Annotated in this window: 20 protein-coding genes; 14 read left to right on the top strand and 6 right to left on the bottom strand. The window is 60.6% G+C overall.

Going from position 1 to position 23,024, the window contains the following annotated elements:
- The first annotated feature begins 51 nt into the window (after positions 1 to 51).
- From L1073_RS00795 to L1073_RS00745, 11 genes are all read left to right on the top strand, one after another.
- Entirely contained in the window at positions 52 to 1,254 is a 1,203-nt protein-coding gene (locus L1073_RS00795; RefSeq protein ID WP_246896314.1) for a DegT/DnrJ/EryC1/StrS family aminotransferase, read from the top strand.
- Position 1,255: 1 nt separating this feature from the next.
- Positions 1,256 to 3,022, top strand: coding sequence for an SLC13 family permease (locus L1073_RS00790; protein ID WP_246896312.1), 1,767 nt, complete (start codon positions 1,256 to 1,258; stop codon positions 3,020 to 3,022).
- 170 nt (positions 3,023 to 3,192) lie between these two features.
- Positions 3,193 to 4,110 carry a sulfate adenylyltransferase subunit CysD gene (gene cysD, locus L1073_RS00785; protein WP_246896310.1) on the top strand — a complete coding sequence of 306 codons (918 nt, stop codon included), beginning with the start codon at positions 3,193 to 3,195 and terminating at the stop codon, positions 4,108 to 4,110.
- A 179-nt stretch (positions 4,111 to 4,289) separates the two neighbouring features.
- Positions 4,290 to 4,634: a four helix bundle protein gene (locus L1073_RS00780; RefSeq protein WP_246896309.1), complete on the top strand. Its 345-nt coding sequence runs from the start codon at positions 4,290 to 4,292 to the stop codon at positions 4,632 to 4,634.
- A 73-nt stretch (positions 4,635 to 4,707) separates the two neighbouring features.
- Positions 4,708 to 6,639: a sulfate adenylyltransferase subunit CysN gene (gene cysN, locus L1073_RS00775; RefSeq protein ID WP_246896307.1), complete on the top strand. Its 1,932-nt coding sequence runs from the start codon at positions 4,708 to 4,710 to the stop codon at positions 6,637 to 6,639.
- A gap of 56 nt (positions 6,640 to 6,695) precedes the next feature.
- Entirely contained in the window at positions 6,696 to 8,666 is a 1,971-nt protein-coding gene (locus L1073_RS00770; RefSeq protein ID WP_246896306.1) for a polysaccharide biosynthesis protein, read from the top strand.
- Positions 8,667 to 8,937: 271 nt separating this feature from the next.
- Positions 8,938 to 10,194, top strand: coding sequence for an O-antigen ligase family protein (locus L1073_RS17285; protein ID WP_246896304.1), 1,257 nt, complete (start codon positions 8,938 to 8,940; stop codon positions 10,192 to 10,194).
- Positions 10,191 to 11,093, top strand: a complete 903-nt coding sequence (locus L1073_RS00760) for a glycosyltransferase family 8 protein (protein WP_246896302.1) — start codon at positions 10,191 to 10,193, stop codon at positions 11,091 to 11,093. Before L1073_RS17285 ends, L1073_RS00760 begins: the two co-directional genes overlap by 4 nt.
- A gap of 106 nt (positions 11,094 to 11,199) precedes the next feature.
- The gene (locus tag L1073_RS00755) at positions 11,200 to 12,354 is read left to right on the top strand and encodes a glycosyltransferase (protein ID WP_246896300.1); all 1,155 of its coding nucleotides are present in this window, start codon (positions 11,200 to 11,202) and stop codon (positions 12,352 to 12,354) included.
- A 225-nt stretch (positions 12,355 to 12,579) separates the two neighbouring features.
- Positions 12,580 to 13,455, top strand: a complete 876-nt coding sequence (locus L1073_RS00750) for a hypothetical protein (protein ID WP_246896298.1) — start codon at positions 12,580 to 12,582, stop codon at positions 13,453 to 13,455.
- Between the two features lie 193 nt (positions 13,456 to 13,648).
- Positions 13,649 to 14,641: an Rpn family recombination-promoting nuclease/putative transposase gene (locus tag L1073_RS00745; protein WP_246896296.1), complete on the top strand. Its 993-nt coding sequence runs from the start codon at positions 13,649 to 13,651 to the stop codon at positions 14,639 to 14,641.
- Positions 14,642 to 14,800: 159 nt separating this feature from the next.
- Here the strand turns inward: L1073_RS00745 and vapC are convergent, their stop codons facing one another.
- Positions 14,801 to 15,211: a type II toxin-antitoxin system tRNA(fMet)-specific endonuclease VapC gene (gene vapC, locus L1073_RS00740; protein ID WP_246896294.1), complete on the bottom strand. Its 411-nt coding sequence runs from the start codon at positions 15,209 to 15,211 to the stop codon at positions 14,801 to 14,803.
- Positions 15,211 to 15,441 (bottom strand): type II toxin-antitoxin system VapB family antitoxin, encoded by a 231-nt coding sequence (gene vapB / locus L1073_RS00735; protein ID WP_246896293.1) that lies wholly within the window; start codon positions 15,439 to 15,441, stop codon positions 15,211 to 15,213. The genes vapC and vapB overlap by 1 nt, the downstream gene beginning before the upstream one ends.
- Positions 15,442 to 15,504: 63 nt before the next feature.
- Here vapB and L1073_RS00730 point away from each other — a divergent pair, with 63 nt between their 5' ends.
- The 3 genes from L1073_RS00730 (at position 15,505) to L1073_RS00720 (ending at position 17,696) form a co-directional block, all read left to right on the top strand.
- A complete protein-coding gene (locus L1073_RS00730; RefSeq protein ID WP_246896290.1) occupies positions 15,505 to 15,912 on the top strand; it encodes a hypothetical protein in 408 nt (135 codons plus the stop codon).
- A 254-nt stretch (positions 15,913 to 16,166) separates the two neighbouring features.
- The gene (locus L1073_RS00725) at positions 16,167 to 16,607 is read left to right on the top strand and encodes a low molecular weight protein-tyrosine-phosphatase (RefSeq protein ID WP_246896289.1); all 441 of its coding nucleotides are present in this window, start codon (positions 16,167 to 16,169) and stop codon (positions 16,605 to 16,607) included.
- Positions 16,608 to 16,769: 162 nt separating this feature from the next.
- Positions 16,770 to 17,696, top strand: coding sequence for a LysR family transcriptional regulator (locus tag L1073_RS00720; protein WP_246896287.1), 927 nt, complete (start codon positions 16,770 to 16,772; stop codon positions 17,694 to 17,696).
- 63 nt (positions 17,697 to 17,759) lie between these two features.
- Here L1073_RS00720 and L1073_RS00715 read toward each other — a convergent pair whose 3' ends face one another.
- From L1073_RS00715 to L1073_RS00700, 4 genes are all read right to left on the bottom strand, one after another.
- Positions 17,760 to 19,322 (bottom strand): aldehyde dehydrogenase family protein, encoded by a 1,563-nt coding sequence (locus tag L1073_RS00715; protein ID WP_246896285.1) that lies wholly within the window; start codon positions 19,320 to 19,322, stop codon positions 17,760 to 17,762.
- Positions 19,319 to 20,221 carry an NAD(P)-dependent oxidoreductase gene (locus L1073_RS00710; RefSeq protein WP_246896284.1) on the bottom strand — a complete coding sequence of 301 codons (903 nt, stop codon included), beginning with the start codon at positions 20,219 to 20,221 and terminating at the stop codon, positions 19,319 to 19,321. The genes L1073_RS00715 and L1073_RS00710 overlap by 4 nt, the downstream gene beginning before the upstream one ends.
- 176 nt (positions 20,222 to 20,397) lie before the next feature.
- Entirely contained in the window at positions 20,398 to 21,567 is a 1,170-nt protein-coding gene (locus L1073_RS00705; protein WP_246896283.1) for a M20 aminoacylase family protein, read from the bottom strand.
- Positions 21,568 to 21,595: 28 nt separating this feature from the next.
- Positions 21,596 to 22,894 (bottom strand): DUF3100 domain-containing protein, encoded by a 1,299-nt coding sequence (locus tag L1073_RS00700; RefSeq protein WP_246896281.1) that lies wholly within the window; start codon positions 22,892 to 22,894, stop codon positions 21,596 to 21,598.
- Between the last annotated feature and the right edge of the window lie 130 nt (positions 22,895 to 23,024).

Here is a 23,024-nt window from a genome sequence, read left to right as displayed (position 1 = left end):
GATTGCCATGGGCTACGCTTAGCATCTTGAATACTTTGAATGGATGTTGAAATGCTGAATGGACCTTTCTCGCCTTGGCCTTCCTTTACTCAAGAAGAAGCCGAGGCGGTGCAGCGTGTGTTGCTTTCCAACAAAGTGAATTATTGGACAGGGACTGAAGGTCGTGAATTCGAGCGCGAGTTTGCGGCCTTCGCCGGTACTGAGTACGCGGTCGCTTTGACTAATGGCACGACGGCGCTTGACCTGGCCTTGAAAGGACTGGGTATTGGCGAAAACGAGGGGAGAGGGCGTGATGAAGTCATTGTCACTTCGCGTACCTTTCTCGCGTCGGCCTCCAGTATCGTGACTGCTGGTGCCGTGCCGGTGTTTGCCGATGTAGATCGCGATTCGCAGAACATCACGGCCGAGACCGTTGCCGAGAAAATCACGCCCAATACGCGGGCGATTATTGCTGTGCATCTGGCAGGCTGGCCTTGCGAGATGGATGAATTGATGGCGCTGGCAGAGCGGCATGGGCTTTATGTAATCGAAGATTGTGCTCAGGCCCATGGCGCTACCTACAAGGGTAGAAGTGTCGGCTCTATTGGCCACATCGGCTGCTGGTCGTTCTGTCAGGACAAGATCATGACCACAGGCGGTGAGGGCGGTATGGTCACGACCGATGATGAAGCCCTATGGCGTCGCATGTGGGCCTATAAGGATCATGGCAAGAGTTGGGAGGCGGTCTACGAGCGTGAGCATCCCCCCGGCTTTCGCTGGTTGCATGAGAGTTTCGGTACCAACTGGCGTATGACGGAAATGCAGGCGGCTATCGGGCGCATTCAGCTCCAACGTATGCCAGCGTGGAAAGCGGCCCGCCAAGCCAACGCCCAGCGAATCTGGCAAACCGCTACCGAATGCCCAGGGCTGCGAGTGCCTGAGTTACCCAAGCACCTCGAACACGCCGCCTACAAGTGCTACGTATTCATCGAGCCTGAACGCCTGGCGGCCGGCTGGGATCGTGATCGCATCCAACAGGAAATCGTCGCTCGTGGCGTGCCATGCTTTTCCGGCTCCTGTTCGGAGGTCTACCGTGAGAAGGCGTTCGATGGCTATTCAGGCGATCAGGGCGGGCGCCCCGGCAAGCCGCTGCCCGTTGCGCGTGAGTTGGGCGAGACCAGCTTGATGTTTCTTTGTCATCCAACGCTAACGTCAGAAGAGATCGACAAGACCTGTGATGTACTGCGTGAGGTAATGGGCCTGGCCAGCGCCTGACATGCCACTGGAAGCTTATCTTACATTAGCCACCGTTCTGTCGGTGCTCGCCACGCTCGTGGCGACCCGTATCGCTCCGGATGTCGTCCTCATGGGGGCGTTGGCCTTTCTGGTCATCAGCGGCATTCTGACCCCCGGCGAGGCGCTGGCGGGGTTTGCCAACCCGGGCGTGATGACCATCGCGACGTTGTATGTGGTCGCGGCGGGGCTGAAGGAAACCGGGGCCATTCAGTGGATCGCCCATCGCCTGCTGGGGCAGCCCAAGCGCCTCCGCCAGGCGCAGTTGCGGGTGTTGCTCCCGGCCTCGGGGCTGAGCGCCTTCATGAACAACACCACCGTGGTGGCGATGTTCATCCCCGCCATTCAGGAATGGGCGGCGCGCCTGCGGTTGCCGACCTCTAAATTGCTGCTGCCGCTCAGCTACGCCTCGATACTCGGCGGCACCTGCACCTTGATCGGCACCAGCACCAACCTGGTCGTCGATGGCTTGTTGCAGAGCGAGCGGGGCGTTTCGCTGCATATGTTCGAACTGGCCTGGGTCGGCGTGCCGCTGGTGTTCATCGCCGGGGGCTTTCTGTACCTGATGGCGGACCGTTTGCTCCCCAATCGCCAGGGTGCGTTGGAACAGCTCGAGCAGGCGCGTGAGTATTCCGTCGAAGTTCGCGTGATCCCCAAGGGGCCGCTGGAAGGCAAGACCATCGCCGACGCCGGCTTGCGTAGCCTGGCGCATGGTTACCTGGCGGATATCGAGCGCGCGGGTGAGCTGATGACCGCCGTGCCGCCGGAAACCAAGCTGCAAGCCGACGACATTCTCGTCTTCGTCGGCGCGCCGGAGAGCGCACGCGAGCTGCGCCGCATTCATGGCCTGCGGCCTGCCAACGGCGACGTGCGCAAGCTGGATATCGCCCATCACCGGCGCTGCCTGGTCGAAGCCGTGATCGGGCCGGACTTCACCGGCATCGAGCAAACCGTGCGCGAGTCCCGCTTTCGCTCGCGTTACCAAGCCGTGATCATCTCGATCTCCCGCCACGGGCGCCGTTTGCCCGGCAAGCTGGGGGATATCCGCCTCCAGGTGGGCGATACGCTGCTGCTGGAAACCGCCCAGGAATTCGTCTCGCAATACCAGTACCGTAAGGACTTCCTGCTGGTCAGCGCGCTCAACGACTCCACGCCGCCGGACTTCCGCAAGGCGCCCTGGGCGCTGGGCATTCTCGGCGCCATGGTGCTGGTCAGCGCTACGGGGCTGTTGAGCATTCTCGAAGCCGCGTTGCTCGCCGGGGGCGCCATGCTGGCGTTGCGCTGCGTCACCGCGAGCAAGGCACGCCGTTATCTGGAACTCTCGGTATTGATCGTCATCGCCGCCTCGTTCGCCCTGGGCAACGCGATGGATAAAACCGGCGCGGCACAGCAAATCGCCCAATGGCTACTGCTGGGGGACGGCTTACCGCCCTGGGTAGCGCTTGCCATGGTGTACGTGCTGACGGTGATCTTCACGGAACTGATCACCAACAACGCCGCCGCCGTATTGATGTTCCCCGTCGCCAGCGCCGTCGCCGATCAACTAGGCGTGAACTTCATGCCCTTCGTCATCGCCATCATGTTCGCCGCCTCCGCCAGCTTCATGACCCCGCTGGGCTACCAGACCAACCTCATGGTCCTCGGCCCCGGCGGCTACCGCTTCGTCGACTACCTACGCCTCGGTGCGCCGATGAGCCTGCTGACCGGTATTATCGTCATCGGCCTCATACCCCTGGTGTGGGGGTTTTAAACTCAAGCTTGAAGAGCGCCGCTTCGCGGCTGGAAGAACGCCCGCTACGCGGGCTTAAGCTGGAAGGAAAACCACTCGAAGCCGGTGTTGGGGTTACTTCCAGCTTCAAGCTTTCAGCTTCCAGCTAAAGTACTCTCTATCGCCACTGAACCTGAATTTCCGGATACTCTATGACCGAACTCACCCCCGAACGCCAAACCCACCTCAAGCAACTCGAGGCGGAGTCGATCCGTATCATCCGCGAGGTGGCCGCCGAGTTCGCCAATCCGGTGATGCTGTACTCCATCGGTAAGGATTCGTCGGTGATGCTGCACCTGGCGCGCAAGGCGTTTTATCCCGGCACGCCGCCGTTCCCGTTGATGCATGTCAACACCACCTGGAAGTTCCGCGAGATGATCGAGTTCCGCGATCGCATGGCGGACGAGGTGGGCATGGAATTGATCGAGCACATCAATCAGGAAGGGGTAGAGGCCGGTATCAACCCGTTCGATCACGGCAGTGCCAAGCACACCGACATCATGAAGACCCAGGCCCTCAAGCAGGCGCTGGACAAGCATGGTTTCGATGCCGCCTTCGGCGGTGCGCGCCGCGACGAAGAAGCCTCGCGCGCCAAGGAGCGTGTCTACTCCTTCCGCGACAAGCACCACCGCTGGGACCCCAAGAACCAGCGCCCGGAGCTTTGGAACATCTACAACGGCAAGATCGACAAGGGCGAGTCGATTCGCGTGTTCCCGCTCTCCAACTGGACCGAGCTGGATATCTGGCAGTACATCTACCTCGAATCGATTCCCATCGTCCCGTTGTACTACGCCGCCCCGCGCCCGGTAGTCGAGCGCGACGGCGTCGACATCATGGTTGACGATGAGCGCATGCCGCTGGAAGAAGGCGAAGTCCCCGAAGAAAAATGGGTGCGCTTCCGCACGCTGGGCTGCTACCCGCTCACCGGCGCGGTGGAATCCCACGCCGACACGCTGCCCGAGATCATCCAAGAAATGCTGCTGACCAAGACCAGCGAACGCTCCGGCCGTACGATCGACAAAGACCAAGCGGGGTCCATGGAGCGCAAGAAGCGGGAGGGGTACTTCTGAGCCGAAGGCTCAGAAGAGCCGGAAGCTGGAAGCTAGAAGCCGGAAGAAAAACCACTACCGCCTGCCATTGGGGCGTGGTTTTGACCTTGGGGTCTCTTCCAGCTTCAAGCTTCCAGCCGCGCAGCGGCGCTCTTCAAGCTTGTCCGGGAAGCTGGAAGAAAAAGCAAAACAGACATCTTATGGACTTCGAAAAACTTCAGGTTTGGAAGCGCTCCGCCAGATTGTCGGCAGAGCTTTATAAAGCGATGCGCGATCTGCGTGACTTCGGCTTCAAGGATCAGATTACGCGATCCGGGCTTTCGGTACCCAGCAACATTGCAGAAGGCATGACGCGAGGGACGCCCAAAGACAAGCGCCACTTCCTGCTGATTGCCAAGGGATCTTGCGCTGAACTCAGAACACAGATCTACATCGGTATCGACATTGGCTACATCGATAAAGCCTGTGGAAACCGGTGGTTACAGGAAACACGTGAGGTTGCCGCCATGCTTTCGGCATTGATCGGCAGGCTCACCAACGAATGAATAAGCTGTAGGCTGAAGGGGTTGGGGTTTCTTCCAGCTTCAAGCTTCCAGCTTAAGGCTAAGGGATAAGACCATGTCACACGCCTCACCGATGATCTCGGAAAACATCGAAGCGTATTTGAGAGAACACGAGCGCAAAGACCTGCTCCGTTTCATCACCTGCGGGAGCGTCGATGACGGCAAGTCGACCCTGATCGGGCGGCTGCTGCACGATTCCAAGATGATCTACGAGGACCAGCTCGCCGCCATCACCCAGGCCTCCAAGACCAGCGGCACCACCGGCGATAAGGTCGATCTGGCGCTGCTGGTGGATGGCTTGCAGTCCGAGCGCGAGCAGGGCATTACCATCGATGTCGCCTATCGGTACTTCTCCACCGATAAGCGCAAGTTCATCATCGCCGATACGCCGGGCCACGAGCAGTACACCCGCAACATGGCCACCGGGGCCTCCACCGCCAGCCTCGCGGTGATTCTCATCGATGCGCGTCACGGCGTGCAGACCCAGACCCGGCGGCACAGTTTCATCGCCGATTTGCTGGGCATCCAGCACCTGGTGATCGCGGTCAACAAGATGGACCTGGTCGACTATTCCCAGGCGCGCTTCGACGAGATCGTCGCTGAGTATCGGGACTTCGCCGCCAAGCTCTATGCGCCCGACATCCACTTCGTGCCGCTCTCCGCGCTGGAAGGCGACAACGTCGTCAATCGCAGCGAGAATACGCCCTGGTACCGCGTCGATGGCCAACCCGGGACGCCGCTGCTCGAGCTGCTCGAGACCATCGAGGTCGCTCACGACCAGAACCTGACGGACCTGCGCCTGCCGGTGCAGTACGTCAATCGCCCGCACCTCGACTTCCGCGGCTACTGCGGCACGCTCGAGGCCGGCATCCTGCGGCCCGGCCAGGCGGTCAAGGTGCTGCCCTCGGGCAAGCGTTCCACGGTCGCGCGCATCGTCACCTTCGACGGCGATCTCGAGGTAGCTTATCCGGGGCAGGCGATCACCGTCACGCTCGACGACGAGATCGACATCTCGCGGGGCGACTGGCTGGTGGCCGCCGACGCCGAGGTGCCGCTGGCCGACGCCTTCGAGGCGGACATCGTGTGGATGCACGACACCGCTCTGGAGCCCGGCAAGCTCTACGATCTCAAGCTTGCCACCCGGGGTCTCGCCGGCAAGGTGAGCCAGATCGACTATCAGGTCGACGTCAACACGCTCGAGCATCACGCTGCCGACACACTGGGCCTTAATGCCATCGGCCGCTGCCGCATCGAAGTAGCCGGCACGCTGCCGGTAGACGATTACCGCGTCAGCCCGGGCACCGGCAGCTTCATCGTCATCGACCGGCTGACCAACGTCACCGTGGGCGCGGGGATGGTGCACCGCATGCTGGATACCGAGCTTCCCTATGAATACCGCGCGAATGACAGTCAGGCGGAGGTCGTCTGGAACCGCAGCAGCGTCACGCCGACGATGCGCGCCCAGATCAAGGGCCACACCGGCAAATGCATCTGGTTCACGGGGCTCTCGGGGTCGGGGAAATCCACCCTTGCCAATAACCTGGAAGTGGAGCTCAACCGGCGCGGCTACCACACCATGCTGCTCGACGGTGATAACATCCGCCACGGCCTCTGCAAGGACCTGGGCATGACGGATGCCGCTCGCACTGAGAACATCCGCCGCGTGGGGGAAATCGCCAAGCTGTTTGCCGATGCCGGCATTATCGTGATCACCGCCTTTATCTCGCCGTTCCGCTCGGACCGCGACGCCGCTCGCGAGCTGTTCGATGAGGGCGAGTTCATCGAAGTGCACGTCGACACACCGCTGGATGTCTGCGAACAGCGCGATCCCAAGGGGCTTTATGAAAAGGCCCGCCAAGGCAAAATAAAGGACTTCACGGGGATCAATAGCCCTTATGAAGCGCCCGATAAAGCAGAAGTAGTCGTGCACAGCGCCGACTGCAGTCAGCAGGCGTTGGTCACTCAGTTGCTCAAGAGCGTTATTTGAAAAAGGGTTACTTGAAAAAGAGCCATCTGAATGCGTGACAAGAGAAGGATCGAATAATGGCCCAAACACGGATGCATCAGTCAATTGCTGGGCTCAGTCGCGCCAAGAAGCGTTTGGTGATGGTCGCGTCGGATCTTGTCGCGTTGCCATTGGCGCTGTGGTCTGCTTATGCGCTGCGTCTCGCCGAGTGGTGGCCGGCACGCTATCTCGAGCCTTTTTGGTGGCTGTTTCTGGTCGTGCCGCCTGTCGGCGTGTTCATTTTTGCCCGATTGGGGCTTTACCGCGCCGTGGTGCGCTTCATGGGCCCTCAGGCGCTGTGGGCGGTGGTCAAAGGGGCGCTGCTTCTGGCGCTTCTCATGTGGGCGGCGGCGTTCTTTTATCGATGGGAGACGTTCCCCCGTTCGGTACCGGTGAACTTTGCCTTGGTGACCTTGGTGTATGTGGGCGGTACTCGGCTGGTGGTACGCAGTTACTATCAGTGGCTGCTCAAGCACTATACCCAGAAGGAGCCGGTGGCCATCTATGGGGCCGGCGGTGCGGGGGCGCAATTGACGCTTGCGCTGGCCAATAGCCGTGAGTTCTACACGGCGGCCTTCATGGACGATGACCCCGCGTTGTGGGGCTTCACTATCAAAGGGATAAAGGTCCATAACCCTGGCTGCTTCAAGTCGGTGGCGGAGGACCTGGGCATCAAGCGTGTGCTGTTGGCCATGCCCAGCGCCACCAAGGCGCAACGCAAGCAGGCGTTGGACAACCTCGTCGATGTGCCGGTGCGTGTGCAAACCGTGCCTTCCATGCCGGAGATCGTCTCGGGCATTGCGAGCGTCGATCAATTGCGCGAGGTGGAGCTTGAGGACCTGCTGGGGCGTGACCCTGTGCCGCCACAGTATGACCTGGTCAACGCCAGCATCCGCGATAAGGTGGTCATGGTCACCGGGGCGGGTGGCTCTATCGGCAGCGAGATGTGTCGTCAGGTGGTTCGCGGTAAGCCTAAGGCCCTGATTCTGTTTGAGGTGAGCGAGTTCGGCCTCTACGCCATCAATCAAGAGTTGGAAGCGGCGCGTATCGAGATGGGGGAGAGCTTCCCCATCGTGCCGCTGCTCGGCAATGTGTGTGACCGTAACCGGGTGGAGGCGGCGATTCGCCACTACGGCGTACAAACGCTTTACCATGCCGCCGCTTATAAGCATGTGCCCATCGTCGAGAACAACGTGCTGGAAGGGGTGCGCAACAACGTACACGGCACTCGCGTGGTGGCGGAAAGCTCCGCGAGCCTGGGCGTCGAACGCTGCGTGTTGATCTCCACCGATAAGGCGGTGCGCCCCACCAATGTGATGGGGGCCACCAAGCGCATGGCGGAGTTGGTGCTTCAGGATTTGGCCACGCGTTATGCCTTGAAAGACGGCCATCGCACGACCTTCTCTATGGTGCGCTTTGGTAACGTACTGGGTTCTAGTGGCTCGGTAGTGCCGTTGTTTCGGCGTCAGATTGCGGAAGGCGGCCCGATCACGGTGACGCATCCCGATATCACCCGTTTCTTCATGACCATCCCCGAAGCGGCGTTGCTCGTCATTCAAGCCGGCTCCATGGCCGAGGGTGGGGATGTGTTCGTGCTGGATATGGGCGAGTCGGTGAAGATCGTCGACCTGGCGCGGCGCATGATCCAGCTCACCGGCCTCGAAGTGAGAGACGAGGAAAACCCTGACGGTGATATCGAGATCGTCTATAGTGGCCTGCGCTCCGGCGAGAAGCTTTATGAAGAGCTGCTGATCGGGGACAACGTCGTGGGGACCAAGCACCCCAAGATCATGCGGGCCCAGGAAGAAGCCTTGACGCATCAAGAGCTGATAACGCTGCTGGGCGAGCTGCAAGCCGCTGAGCGAAATCTCGATAGCCAGCGTTCCTGCGCCATCTTGAAGCAAGGCGTGAAGGGATTTGCCCATAACGGCAATATGGTGGATTTGCTGCCAGCAACGATGGAAAAGGAGGGGCGGCTCTCTGTGCCGGCGGGCACGTCAAAGCATTAGCAATGTGCCTGCTTAAGACGCCCGGCTCCTCCTTATGGGGCTGGGCGTCTTTGTGTCTGGTTTCCGTTTTATAAATTTCCCCGGTATGCGGGGTCTGGTACCCTGTTGCGCTTTTAACATCGCCGGTGAGATGCGGGATGTCTACTTCTTCGTCTCGACGTGCGTAACAACCGGCTGGGGCGCGGACATAGGGGTAGATCGTTAGATGGAAAGTAGCAGCAGGTGGATGCCGCGGGCCGGATGGAAGAAGACGAATCAAGCGGTTGGTTGGGTGGCGTTATCCATTTACGCCTTCTCGTGGTTGATCAGTTTTGACCTTTCACGCTCGGCGGAGTCCGTTTTCGTCCTGTGTTTCGTCATCGCCTGGTGCATGGAACCGGAGCCGTCGGTCAAGTGGCATAGGGTGTTCCTTCTACTGCTGGCGTTCGTCGTGCTGCAAACGGGCGTGTATTTCTTTGCCGTAGAGCGCTTCCCTGATTTTGCCGATGAGCAGGTTAAGGCCGCCAGGCATTTCTCCAAGCTATTCCTCTGTATCGCGGTGGCCTGGTGGTTGCGAGGCTCCATGCGTGCGGCCAAGTATCTTTTGATGATTTTTCTGGTGGGGTTCCTCGTGTCGCTGGCGATTCACTCCACGACCCGAGAGTGGCTGGCGGCCATTTCGGGCCATCGGGTGGATTTCGGCTATACCAACGCTCAACACACCGCTTTTTACCTGGGCCTTGTATTGATCATGGGCGGGAGTTTACTCGCCCGCTGCCTACGGCAGCCTCCCCGAGTGGCCGAGTGGTGCCTAGCGCTGGGCCTGACGATACTGGGACTGGTGGGGGTTGCCGTGACACAGACGCGGGCGGTCTGGTTGGCGTTGGTGATCGTACTGGTTGGCTTGCTGCTCGTGGGCTTGGTGTTTCTATGCAGGCAGCGTCACCGTCAGGCGTTAAGCGCCAAGAGTGTAGTGGTGTTTATCGCTGTGGCGAGTATGCTAGCGATGCTTGGGTACTCGCTGGCGCCGTCCTTCGAGAAACGGTTGCACGCCTCGCAAGCGACTATCCAAGCGCTCGAGACGGGCAGCTTTGACGAGATTCCATTAAAAAATGGCACCGGCGTGCGTCTCCATACCTGGATGTATGCCTTGGAGAGGATCTCCGAGCGTCCCTTGACGGGGTGGGGGGCAGAGAGTCGCAAACCATTGATCGATGAAGGCCCCTTCCCGGACTGGATGAAAAATCGCTTCGGGCATTTCCATAATTCCTATCTGGAAATTTTGCTGGCCTATGGCGCTCTGGGGATGTTGGCGTTGGTGATCCTCACGTGGATGATCCTCAAAGGGACCTTCTTGCTGCTCCGCTCCGGTCGCCGTTACTGGGGCGTGGGGCTATTAGCGACTTGGGCGTTCTTTTTCATCATCAACATGTTTGAGTCGTATCTGATTTTCAACTCCGGCATGTATTTCTACATCATCGTCGGTGGGGTGGGCATGTCTTTTTACCTGTTCAATGAGCGTGATGGGGCGGAGGTGGCGGCAAGATGAACATAGTGCTGTGTGCGGACGAAGGCTATGCGCGCTACGCTGCCGTCGTGATGGCGTCAGCCATTGCCAATGCCTCCAACCCTGAGCGGCTGTGTTTCTTCGTACTGACCACAGGGCTGGAAGCAGATACCCAGGAACGCTTGCGTGACTTGGTGGAAGAAGCCGACGCGGCGATTCATATCAGCCAAGTCGATGTGCGCGAGTTGCAGGGCCTGAAGACCGGCCGTTTCGGTATCGCGGCTTTGCTTCCATTGTTGATGCATCGCTATTTGCCGGGCGATTGCGAGCGTGTCATTTATCTGGATTGTGACGTTCTGGTGCTGGGTGATCTTGCGGGGTTGTGGTCCATGCCATTGGAAGGTTACGTCGCGGCGGCAGCCATGGACCTGTGCAATTCCTCTAGCAAGCATACCCGGGGTGCCCCCGATAACTACTTCAACTCTGGCGTGATACTGGTGGATCTGATGGCATGGCGTCGCGAGCGAGTCGCCGAGAAGGCTCTGGAATGTCTGCAAACGGATGAAACCGCTCGTTATCCCGACCAGGATGCCTTGAATCAGGTATTGAATGGCAAGTGGCGACGGCTTGAGCCGGAGTGGAATTTTCAGCCGACTGCTTATGCGGCCATGGAAAAGCGCTACGCACATCTCACCCAACATCTGCCTTATCTGGAAGCCGCTAGCCGAGGGCCGCAAATCGTGCATTTCATCGGGGCCGTGAAGCCATGGCATGCAAGGTGCGTTCATCCGTTTCAGGATGACTTTCTTGCCTATTCGCAGCAGACCCCGTGGCCCATCGAAAAAGCCGCCTTGAGAGCTACGTTGCCTTGGGGAAAACGTATTCGCTTGATATTGAAACAGCCGAAGATTCGCCGCCGTCGCATGTTGGCGCGCTCTTAAGCCTGGTATTTATCACGGAGTTACAAGTGATGCGCGATCCCCTTCGGTTATCCGCTGTCTCGACAATCAGCAGTAGTACAAAAAACACTATCTTGATGGAGGCCTGATGCGCACGTTGGTCGTGGTGCGTTCCCTCAAGATGGGCGGCATGGAGCGTGTCGCCGTCAACTTGGCCGATGCCTTTGCCGAGGCGGGGCATGAAAGTCACTTGGTCAGCTTTCGCCGGGTCAAGAAGCCGCTAAGCCCGACACACGCGAGCGTGCATGTGCATCATTTACCGCTGATGCGCGTATGTCGTTTGTCAGTGATCGGTTTTTTTCTCGAGCTTTTCGCGCGCTGGGTGCTCAACCCTTTGCTCAAGCGTGCCGTGTTTCTGGGCTCGGGGATCATGGGTGGGGCGGTGTTTCGCTTATGGCTATGGCGCTTCGAGCGGCGTCATGGGCGGGTGGATCGGATCGTCTTTCGCGGCCAGGGGACCTTCGAGCAGGTATGGACGTTTAGAGATGGTCGCGCACGCTACGTGTTGGAAAATATCTTACGGGCGAGAAAGCGACGCCCTAGCCGGTGGTTGTTTGCGCGTTGCCTTTATCAGGGGCGTCATTTGGTGGCGGTATCGGATGGCGTTGCCGAGACAGTACGCGAGGCGATGCCGGTGTGGCGTTGTTCGCCAGCGAGCTTGAGTGTCATTCTCAATCCTTGCCCCGTGGGGGACATACGCCAGGCGATGTTGGCGACGGAGGCGGATATTCCCGCCGAGCCTTATATCGTCAATGTGGCGCGGATGGTGCCGGCGAAAGACCAGGCGCTACTGCTGCGCGCTTATGCGCGTTCAAAGGTGGCAATGCCGCTGGTGCTGGTCGGCGATGGCCGAGAGCGTGCCAACCTTGAAACACTGGTTACGCAGTTGGGCATCGCCGAGCGTGTGATCTTCGCCGGCCAGCGGCAGAACCCGTACCCCTGGATGCACCATGCACGGCTGTTTGTGTTGAGTTCGCGCTACGAGGGCATGGGCATCGTGCTGTTCGAGGCGTTGGCGTGTGGCACGCCGGTGCTGAGTGTGGATTGCCCAGGCGGCATTCGCTCTATCCTCAAGGGGGAGCTAAAAAGCAGTATCGTCGCCCATGATGAGGAAAGCCTGGCCACGGGGATACGCGATGCCGCAGCCAATGCCCAACCGGTCATACAAGAAGCATGGCTGGATGACTTCAAGCCCGAGACCGTTGCGGCGCGGTTTCTACAAACGCCCGGTTTTGTCGGCTAGGCGCTGGTTGCCAGGCCGGGATAATCTGTGAAAGAGGTCGCTTTATAAGACGTTAGCCTTACGTAACGTGCTCTAAAATTGCTATCATGCTAACTATTAAAAGCATGAAGCATATAATGAGGCACGACGCATGGAACATGAGCAACCGTATCTTATCTGCCGTTTGCCGAGACGGCACAAGCGACACGTAGCTTTTCCTCTCTCGGTGAGGCTGGGAGGTGGGGCGTGAAGTCGTTGCTGTTTGGTGAGCGCCGGTTGCCGACACCGCCAGCGGGCGATCCCGCTTTCGCACCACTGGAAGACCGGCGCATGTACTGGCCGGTACAGCGGGCTCGTGTGCAAAAAGCGGTGAAGGAGGGCTTTCAGTCCTCGGTGGGTGTGCCCGTGGAGCGCGGCTTGCTCTGTCTTTGGCAGCATGCGTTGCCGGGCGCCACCTGGGTTGAGCGTATTGGTCTGCCGCGCCGCGCGGTGGAGAAATCACTTGGTGACTCGCTGGTACTGCACGTTGATCCAAAGTCTTTGATCCGGAGTATTCACTGGAAGGGGTGGTCCCACAAGCTGCGACCGTCTTCCTCGGCGTTCATCTGGGAGGGCGAATGGGATCTTCGCCGTGGCGATTTACGTGGCAGTTCCCGAACCCGCTTCATCGAAGATCTCGCCTCCCATCGCGAGGATCTCACCCAGTCGCAAGCCTTCCATAAATACTTGGCGCTCTTGAAGGCCGGCAAGCCCTGGTCATCGCATCAGCAGGGTATTTTGTTGGATAGCGAAGCGCGCATTCTCACCTTCTTGCGGGTGTACTTGAGCTTCATGGATGACATGGCCGCGCGCGGCTTCGACTCCACCCGCGGGAAGGACATGCTGGGCGTGGCTGTTACGCGCGAAGGGCGGCTCCTCAAGATCAACCGCGGCCTGCATCGTCTGGCCATGGCCCAGCATCTCGGCTTGCCTTCCGTACCGGTGATGGTAAAAGCCGTGCATCGGGAATGGTGGGAACGGGTGGTTCAGGGGAGTACGGGAGACGTAAGGTTGGATCGTGTACGACATGCTTTACGTGACTGTTCGCCCGAGATACAGGCTGGGCCACTGGACCCCGTTTGAACCACCGCAGCACTTTGGACCGCCAGGAAGGGTGTCAGTGCGTGCCTCTCACGAAGGCCCCCCATAAGATACGCCGTATAGGGTGTCCACCCAGGTTGTGAATAGACATTAGTGGTAGCGAATTTATTCGCGATATTCTCTGTCGCAGGTGCCCGCAACGCGGTAGGCTTCTAGGATAGAGACAGGAGCGTGTATGGCGAGTCACCCCCACCACCCTCACGACCACAGCTATAAGCTGTTGTTCTCTCACCCCGAGATGGTGCGAGATCTGCTGACCGGGTTCGTCAAGGAAGCCTGGGTGGAACAACTCGACTTCTCGACACTGGAGAAGGTCAGCGGCTCCTACATCACCGAAGATCTGCGGGATCGCGAGGACGATGTCATCTGGCGAGTGCGCTGGGGCGACGACTGGCTCTATGTTTATTTGCTGCTCGAGTTCCAGTCGAGCGTCGATAAATTCATGGCCGTGCGAGTCATGACCTACCTGGGACTGCTCTATCAGGACTTGATTCGTCAGGAGGCCTTTACCCCCAACGGCAAGCTACCGCCGGTATTGCCGATTGTGCTCTACAATGGGGAGAGGCGCTGGACGGCGGCACAAAACGTGGCGGACCTGGTCGAACAGGTACCCGGAGGGCTCGAACGCTACCGGCCGGACTTGGCCTATCTGCTTCTCGACGAAGGGGCAGTCATCAGCGATCCTGAGTGGTCGGATCACATGCGCAACGTGGCTGCTGCGCTCTTTCGACTGGAGCACAACCGCGACGAGCAAGACATGCTGGAGGTGCTGGGCACGCTGGTCGAGTGGCTCAAGGCACCCGAGCAAACCGGACTTCGCCGGGCCTTCGTGGTGTGGATACGCCGCGTGTTGTTGCCCAACCGGGCACCGGGGATGGAACTGCCCGAGTTCAACGAGTTACAGGATCTACACGAGGTACACGACATGTTGGCAGAACGCATCAAGCAATGGCCCGAGCGGTGGGAAGAAAAAGGCCGCCAAGAAGGTCTCCAAGAAGGTCTCCAAGAAGGTCTCCAAGAAGGCCTTCAGGAAGGTGAGCAACGGGGTATCGAGAAGACCGCCCGCAACCTGATCAAACTGGGTTTACTCAGTGATGAACAGATAGCTGAGGCCACGGGACTGACAGTAGCCGATGTGGAAGAATTGCGCGAGAAAGACGCGCACTGATCGCGTGACGCTCGCGTTAACACAATCGCGACTGAAGTCCCTCCTACAAGAGCACCCACCAGGTTGTGAATAGATATTAGTGGCAGCGAATTGGTAATGAACTGCGTTTTAGACGGCTCCTTTTCGGGGCCGTTTTCGTTTCTGGGGCGGCGAGCCGCCTCATGGGATATAAGTCGTCCAGTCGTCTAGGCGCAGACCCGAAACTCGCTCGAATTCACGTAGGTTGTTGGTGACGACAATCAGGCCCTGTGAGCGTGCATGACCCGCGATCATCTGATCGTAAGGCCCGATGGGGGTGCCGGCTTTTGCGAGTTCGGCTCTTAGTTGGCCAGTATGGGCAGCGGCATCGTTATCGTAAGGCAGAACTTCCAGGCGCGCTGCGAAGCTTTCGACGACGGCGATGTTGTGCTCGGGATTGCTGGATTTCTCCGCGCCATAGACGAGTTCCATCAGCGTGATGGAGCTGATGCACATCTGACTGTGGTGGCGCTTGAAGATCTCCCGCATCGAGGGAGGCTTGTTCTTGATCGTATAAATGCAAATATTGGTGTCGAGCATGTATTTCAGCATTAGAACGCTTCCCGGCGCTGATCCTCCGGTTGCTCACGCGTGGACATGAAATCCGCCGTGGCGCTAGGTTCGTCGAACCAGCTATCCCATGATTCTCCCGCTGGGACGATGATGCGCGTCCTGCCGATGGAGATGATCTCGACACGCTTTACCCCCTCAGGAAGGGCGCTTGCTTTGGGGAGACGTATGGCTTGATTGCGATTGGATTGGAAAACGGAACCTTGAGGCATGACCGTCACCTTAGGATATCGTATAGGTATATCCCAATGTAGTGAGGCTCAAGAAGGTTGTCAATGGTCCAGGCCGCACGGCTCAACCCCAGCAATGTGGCTGCAGCGGAGAACCTGGATACCTTCTTCAAGCACTGGCAGGAGGAACTCACCATGGCCAATATTGCCCATGAACCGGTCAAAAAAGCGATGAGCCGCATCCGCGAACTCAGCGCCGATGAAGAAGCTCGCCGCCTGGCGTTCGTGCGGGAACGGGCGCTTAGAGATGAAGTGTCGCTGCTCAACGACGCCAAACGGGAAGGTCGTGAAGAAGGCGAGCAGTTGGGTCTAAACAAAGGCGAACAACGGGGCATCGAGAAGATCGCCCGCAATCTGATCAAGCTGGGTGTACTCAGTGATGAACAGATCGCCGAGGCCACGGGACTGACAGTAGCCGATGTGGAAGAATTGCGCGAGGAAGGCACGCACTGATCGCGTGACGCTCGCGTTAACACAATCGCGACTGAAGTCCCTCCTACAAGAGCACCCACCAGGTTGTGAATAGATATTAGTGGCAGTGAATTGGTAATGAACGACATTTTAGACGGCTCCTTTTGGGGCCGTTGTTGTTTGTGGCTGGGGGATGAGCGCGACCATGCTTGGCTGGCGAGGTTTTTCATCTTCCTGTTGGAGCGCCTTGGCGTCACGATAGGGCGTTGTGCAAAGCGAAATGGGGTGCGGCGTTGATGTTCAAGCGTATTCTGGTGGTATGTACGGGCAATATCTGTCGCAGCCCGGTGGCGGCGGCGCTGTTGCAGCGGCAGTACCCCGAAAGAATGATCACCACGGCGGGCCTTGGTGCGCGGGTGGGCGAGGGCGTCGAAGCGCATTCCCGCGCATTGGCGGAGGCCGATCAGCCGGAACTTGCCAAGGCGCTCAAGGCGCACTCGGCACGCCAGATCGATGAGACGATGCTGCGCGAGTCGGATTTGGTCCTGGTGATGACGGAACGCCAACGCCGCGCGGTGGGCGAGTTGTTACCCTCGGCGTTTGGCAAGACCATGCTGTTCGGGCGCTGGCTGGCCAACCCCGAGATCTCCGACCCTTACGGCAAGAGCGACGAGGCGTTCACGCATATTCATCGGCAATTGGTTAACGCGGCCGAGGCCTGGGCGGGAAAGTTGTAGATCCGATTTCAAATAATGTTGTGATGAATGAATAACGGCCCCTTTTTGGGGCCGTTTTCGTGTGTGGGGCGAGCGTCGGTACCAGCGTGGCGATGACGGCGGTGCCTGACACTGAGATACTGTGGTTAGCGTTCCGCCAGGCAATCGATCGGGTTATGAGCAATGGATATTCCCCACCAGCGGTTAGTGTACTTCCAGGTAACGATCGAGGCGGGGTCGGTACGTCAGGCGGCTGCGCGGCTGGACATTGCGCCGTCGGCGGTCAGTCGCCAGCTTTCATTGATCGAGGAGGCGCTTGGCGCGCCGCTGCTGGAGCGTTCGCGTCAAGGCGTAGTGCCGACGCCAGTCGGTCAAATGCTGCTGGATTACTGCCGCAAACGCGCGGCACTCGATGATAACTTCAGTGAGGCGCTGGATGCCTACCAGCGGCTGGAAACCGGTCATCTCTCGCTGACGGTCGGTGAGGGTTTCGTCGGGGATCTTCTCGATACGCCGTTGCGGACGTTTACCGAGCGGTATCGCGGTGTCCGTCTGGATGTGGATACGGGCAGTACCAGCGACATCATCGAGGCGGTAGTCGAGGACGAGGCCCATATTGGCTTGATGTATCACGAGCGGCTGCATCCGCAACTGCGTTTCTGGCATTCCAGCCGTCAGCCGCTGGTGGCGCTGATGTCGCCAGAGCATCCTTTGGCGGCTGCCGAGCATGAAGTGTCTCTCGCCGCGCTCAGCGAGCATCCCATGGCGTTATGGCGTACCGGCCACGGGGTGCGTCAGTTGGTCGACGAGGGCTTTCGCGAGGCGGGCTTGGGGCAGCACGTCACGATGCAGACCAACTCGCTTTCTGTCTTGCTGCATGCCGCCAGGTCTGAACTCACGCTTACGCTGCTGCCGGCCTTCGCGGCCGCCCGGGAGCTGGAGGACGGTGCGCTCGTGGCACGTGCCGTCGATTGTGAGCGCTTTCGTCAGGCCCATGCGCATATCGTCACCCGGATCGGTCGGCGCATGCCGAAGGCAGGCCTGCAGTTATTGCGGCATCTCGAGCGCTGGATGCGGGCATTCAACTCGCGGCAGGGGGCCGGCCATTGAGGCTGGCAGCTAGCCAGGTTCAGGACCGGCAGCCAGATGCGCCTGACTGCCGGTCTGTCGTTGTCAGCCCACGCCGCTGCCATAGCCCATGGCGACGCTGGCGGTGGGGGCGGTTTCCACCCATACGCTCTGTGCCACGGTGTATTCCTTGAGTCCTTCCAAGCCGCTGGAGCGCCCGAAGCCGCTGTCGCCGAAACCGCCGAATGGCGACATGACGTTGATCGCCTTGTAGCTGTTGATCCATACCGTGCCCGCCCGCAGGCGAGCCGCGACGCGATGGGCGCGAGCCGGGTCCTGGGTCCAGACGGCGCCGGCCAGGCCGAAGCGCGTGGCATTGGCCATCCGCACGGCGTCTTCTTCGGTATCGAACGGCATGACGACCAGCACCGGGCCGAACACTTCCTCCCGGGCGATGGCCATTTCTTCCGTGACGTCCGCCAGGACCGTGGGTGCCAGGAAATAGCCCTCGGCTTCCGTAGGCAAGTTCGTCGGGCGTTGACCGCCACACAAGAGACGCGCGCCGTGCTGGCAGGCCGTCTCGATCATAGAGGTGATGTGCTGATACTGCTTGGCGTTCTGTATCGGGCCCATCTGGGTTGCTTCGTTGCTGGGCAGCCCTACGGTGATTTCCTCTACGGCGCGCGCCAGACGCTCGCAGACCTCCTCGAACGCCTCGCGCTGTACCAGTAGGCGAGACCCCGCGACGCAACTCTGACCCGCGGCGGCGAAGATCGCCGCCTGGGCCCCGGCCACGGCATCGTCGAGCCGGGCATCGTCGAACACGATGTTGGCCGACTTGCCGCCCAACTCCAGCACGCTGGGCACCAGACGCGCGGCACCTGCTTGGGCGATGCGTCGGCCACTTTCAGGGGAGCCGACGAACACTAGCTTGCTGATGTCGTCATGGCCGGTGAGTGCCGTGCCCGTGGTCGGGCCGACGCCGTTGACGATGTTGATCAGTCCCTTGGGCAAGCTGCTGCGCTCCATCAACATGGCGATTGCCACCGACGAGAACGGCGTCATTTCCGACGGCTTTAGCACGACTCCGTTGCCGGCGGCGATTGCCGGCGCCAGTTGCCAGGCACAGGTGAACATGGGCGCGTTCCACGGCGTGATCTGACCGACCACGCCATACGGCACATGGCGAACATAGTTGAGGTGCGAGGTGGGTACCGGAATCACCTCGCCATGCTGCTTGTCGCACCAGCCGGCGTAGTACTCGAACATCTCGCGGACCTTGTTCACCTCGCCCCGGCAGTCGCGAATGGGCTTGCCTGCGACCACGCTTTCCAGTTGAGCGAGGGTCTCTTCATGGCCGCGTAGCGCCCAGGCCGCCGCCGTCATGCGTCGCCCACGCTCGCTGGCGGTCAGCGACATCCATTCCTGCTGGCCGAGGGTGGCCGCTTCCACGGCGCTGGCCACTAGCTCGGCGCCGGCATCGAGATAACCGATCAGCGGCAGTCCGGTCACGGGGTCGAGCAGCTCGATCCCCTCGCCCTGGCCGGGTGCCAATTCCCCCGCGACCCAGTTGCTCAGGGGCGTGTCGGCATTCGTGTCGGCCTGCATGTCCAGCGTGGCCAACAGCTCGGTGACGCGCTCGACGGCTGTGGTATTGAGAGCGTTCATCGTGTTTCCTCCTGATTGGAGAAGGGGGCATCCGTTTGCGCCAGGGCCAGGATGGTGTCGGTGATACGATTGAAATCGGCACTGTCGGGCAGGCCGGCCGGATCGTCATGCCAGCGCGCCACGACTTGCTCCAGCAGCTCCAGCGGGAGCTCCATGTGGTGGGCCGCGTCGCGCGCCAGGCGTAGGTCCTTGCGCATCAGGCCGGTCGTGAACCCCGAGTCGAAGGCGTCGGAAAGAATCCACTTGGGGAAGTTGACCTCGCTGACGGCACTGCGCCCGGAGCTACTGTTCAGCCCGGCCAGGCAGGCCGCCGGGTCCACCCCGGCGCGGGCCGCCAGAGTGACCGCCTCGGCCGTGGTGAGCAGGTGGGCTGCGCAGAGATAGTTGTTGGCCAGCTTGACGACATGACCGCTGCCCGCCGGGCCGACGTGGGTATAGCGCGCCGACATCGCCTCGAGCATGGGGGCGAGCCGCTCGATGGTGGCCGGCTCCCCGCCCAGCAGCATGCCGAGGGCGCCGGACGCCGCGCCCGCTGGGCCGCCGCTCACCGGCGCGTCGAGCCACTCGATGCCGGCCACGACTACCTTCTGGGCTAGCTCGCGAGTGACGGCCGGATCGCTGGTCGTGGTATCGACGATGACGCTGCTCTTTGGCACCTGGTGCAGGAGCCCGGGCGAGGATTCGATCACCTCGCGGACATGAGCCGAAGTGGGTAGCGAGAGCAGGTAAACGTCGGCCTCGGGCAGGGTGTCCAGGGGCGTGACGTTCAGCCCGCGGGCCGCCAGGGAGTCCCGCGCCGCGTCGGAGACGTCCGTCCCCGTGACGGCGAAGCCGGCGCCATGCAGGGTCATCGCCATGTTGCCGCCCATCTGTCCTAAACCGATCACGACTATGTTCATGTCAACTCCAGATTTGTCGTTGTGGCGAAGTGTTCGTTCGAGTATTGGTTGTTTGCGTCGAGTCGTTTGTACCGAAAACGGGCATCGGGGCCCGGGGCCATGCCCCGCAAGGTATGGCAAAAATGCATGGAAAAACGTATGGCAAAAGCGTGCGGTCGTTGGGTGTGGCCGCCGTGTCAGCGTTTGTCCCGTTCGCACTGATCTAGAAGCGTTCTCGCCAGCGCCGTCCAGTACGCCACCCCAATGGGCGCCAGGGCATCGTTGAAGTCGTAATGCGGATTGTGCAGCGCCGCGCTGTCCTCGCCGTTGCCCAGCCAGATATAGGCGCCTGGGCGCTGCTGGAGCATGAAGGCGAAATCTTCCGATGCCATTGAGGGGGGCAGGTTGCGGTGGACCCGGTGAATGTCCGGCAGCGCTTCCAGCACCTCGGCACAGCGCGCGGCGTGTGCGGGAGTGTTGAAGGTGGCCGGATAGCGCGATTGGTAATCGATGTCGGCCTCCAGACCATGGAAGGTGGCCATGGCCGCGATCGCCTGCCGAAAACGTGTTTCGAGGTGGTCGCGCAGCTCGGGGTCGAAGCAGCGTACGGTGCCGCACAGCTCCACCGTTTCGGGCATGACGTTGTAGGCATCCCCGGCGTGAAACTGAGTCACGCTCATCACGGCGGTCTGGTGCGCTGGGGTTTCCCGGCTGACGATGCCTTGCAGTTGATTGACCAGTTGGCAGGCCGCCAGCACCACATCCTTGCCCAAGTGCGGCATGGCGGCGTGGCAGCCGTGACCCGTGAGCGTCACGCGGAAGATATCGAAGGCCGCCATGACCGCCGTGTCGTGGACGGCGGCTTCGCCGACCGCCATGCCCGGCCAGTTATGCACGCCGTAGACGGCTTCCATCGGGAAACGCTCGAACAGGCCTTCCTCGACCATGACGCGCCCGCCGCCTTCGTTTTCTTCCGCCGGTTGGAAGATGAAATACACCCGGCCGGCAAAGTCGGGCGCTTGGGCGAGTGTACGAGCGGCGCCCAGCAGCATGGTGGTATGGCCATCGTGGCCGCAGGCGTGCATCTTGCCGGGCGTCGTCGAGGCATGGGCGACATCGTTGGCTTCGCGCACGTCCAGGGCGTCGATATCGGCCCGCAGCCCGATGGCACGTTCGCCGCCATGGCGACCGTCCACCCAGGCGACGATACCGGTGCCGCCGCCGAGGCCGGTGACCTTGTCGATACCGGCGTCCTCGAGAATCTCGACGATGCGCGCGCTGGTGCGATGTTCCTCGAACGCGGTTTCCGGCTGGCGATGAAAGGCATGGCGCCATTCGCGCAACAACGCGGGGGTGGTGGTCGTCATCAGGGTCTCCTTGTCTCCTTTCATGGCGTTACAAAAGCGCCTGGGCCACGATGGCCGAGCCGATGAAGGTACCCGTGAACACCAGCAGCGACACGATGATCAGCTTCCAGCCGACCTGGCGGAACATGGTGAACTCGCGGGGCGAGAGCGCCAGACCTGCATAGGCGAGTACCGGCGTCACGATGGCCAAAAAGCTCACGGATTGAAGCTGCGCCACGATCCAGGCGTTGCCGGGGAACCAGGGCAGGGTCACGGCGATGCTGACCAGCGACACCCAGGCCACGCCGGGCAGATAGAAGGGCGCGAAGCGCGTGATGAGAAGCCCCAGCATGGTCATGGCGTAAAGGATCACCATGCCCGGCAAGGCCTCCAGGAGGGAGCCGCCGTTGATGGTATTGCTGACCCAGGCCACCACGCATACCACGGCCATCACGATGGCGGTCTGGCCGAGGTGATGCTCGGGACGCTCTTCCTCGCTCGGGGCCGTGGCAACGTCAGGCTCGGCCGTCGCCTTGGCGCCTGTGGATGTCGCCACGTGCCGGCCGGAACACCATTTGAAGATGCGTTCTGCCACCGGCAAAGCGATGAACAGCGAAATATACAGGCCGGTGGCGTAGGTCAGCAGGTTGCTGGCGCCGGCAAAGGCCAGTAGCTCATCGCGCATTTCCGGCAGGGCCCCGGCAATGGCGCCTGAACAGGCCGCGACCATGCTGCCACTGCCCACGCCGCAGGCCATGGCCAATGCGCGGGGATCGAAGATATCGAGCGTCGTCAGGTAACCGGCCATGAGCGCGAACCACAGGGTGCCGAACATGGTGCCCACGACATAGACTCCCATGACCCCGATGCCTTCGGGGCCCTTGAGTCCGTATTTGTCGGAGATGATGGCGATGTTGGGCTCGCGGGCGATGGAATACGTCGCGCCGATGGCTTCACGGCCCATCTTCAGGACGAGTACCGCAAACGGCATGGCGATCAGCATGGTGCCCAGGTTCCCCAACTCCTGCAGGACCAGGGCAGGCCCTGCGCTGAGTATCTGATCGATGGCAGGCCCGATCGTGGAGCCGAACCGAGCGATGAAGGGCATGATCGACAGCAAGATGATGGGCGCCGCCGCCGTACTCAGCTTCACCGGCACCAGCCGCGAGGTCGCCGAAAAGAGGTGAGGATTGACCAGCAGGCCGATGATGAAGGCGTAAAACAGCGGCAACAGCAGCAAACTGCCTGGCCCGAGGGGGATCTTGATGATGCCGATGGCTTCCGAGATCAAGGAGGCAACCGCCACCATGACGTGCAAGCGCCAGTCGAGGAGGAGGGAGAGTTTCATGGTGTTGTCCTGTTTTTGTAATAAACGGATTTGTAATTGCGGAAATGGCGGGCAGTCGCCGGTGGACCCTGTCCATCCCCGTCAACTCGAGTATCGAAGTGGATAGTGTTCGAATAAAAGGAGAGAAGCG

Source organism: Chromohalobacter nigrandesensis (assembly GCF_023061285.1).
Taxonomy (GTDB): Bacteria; Pseudomonadota; Gammaproteobacteria; order Pseudomonadales; family Halomonadaceae; genus Chromohalobacter; species Chromohalobacter nigrandesensis.
This window is presented reverse-complemented; position numbering and strand designations above follow the sequence as displayed.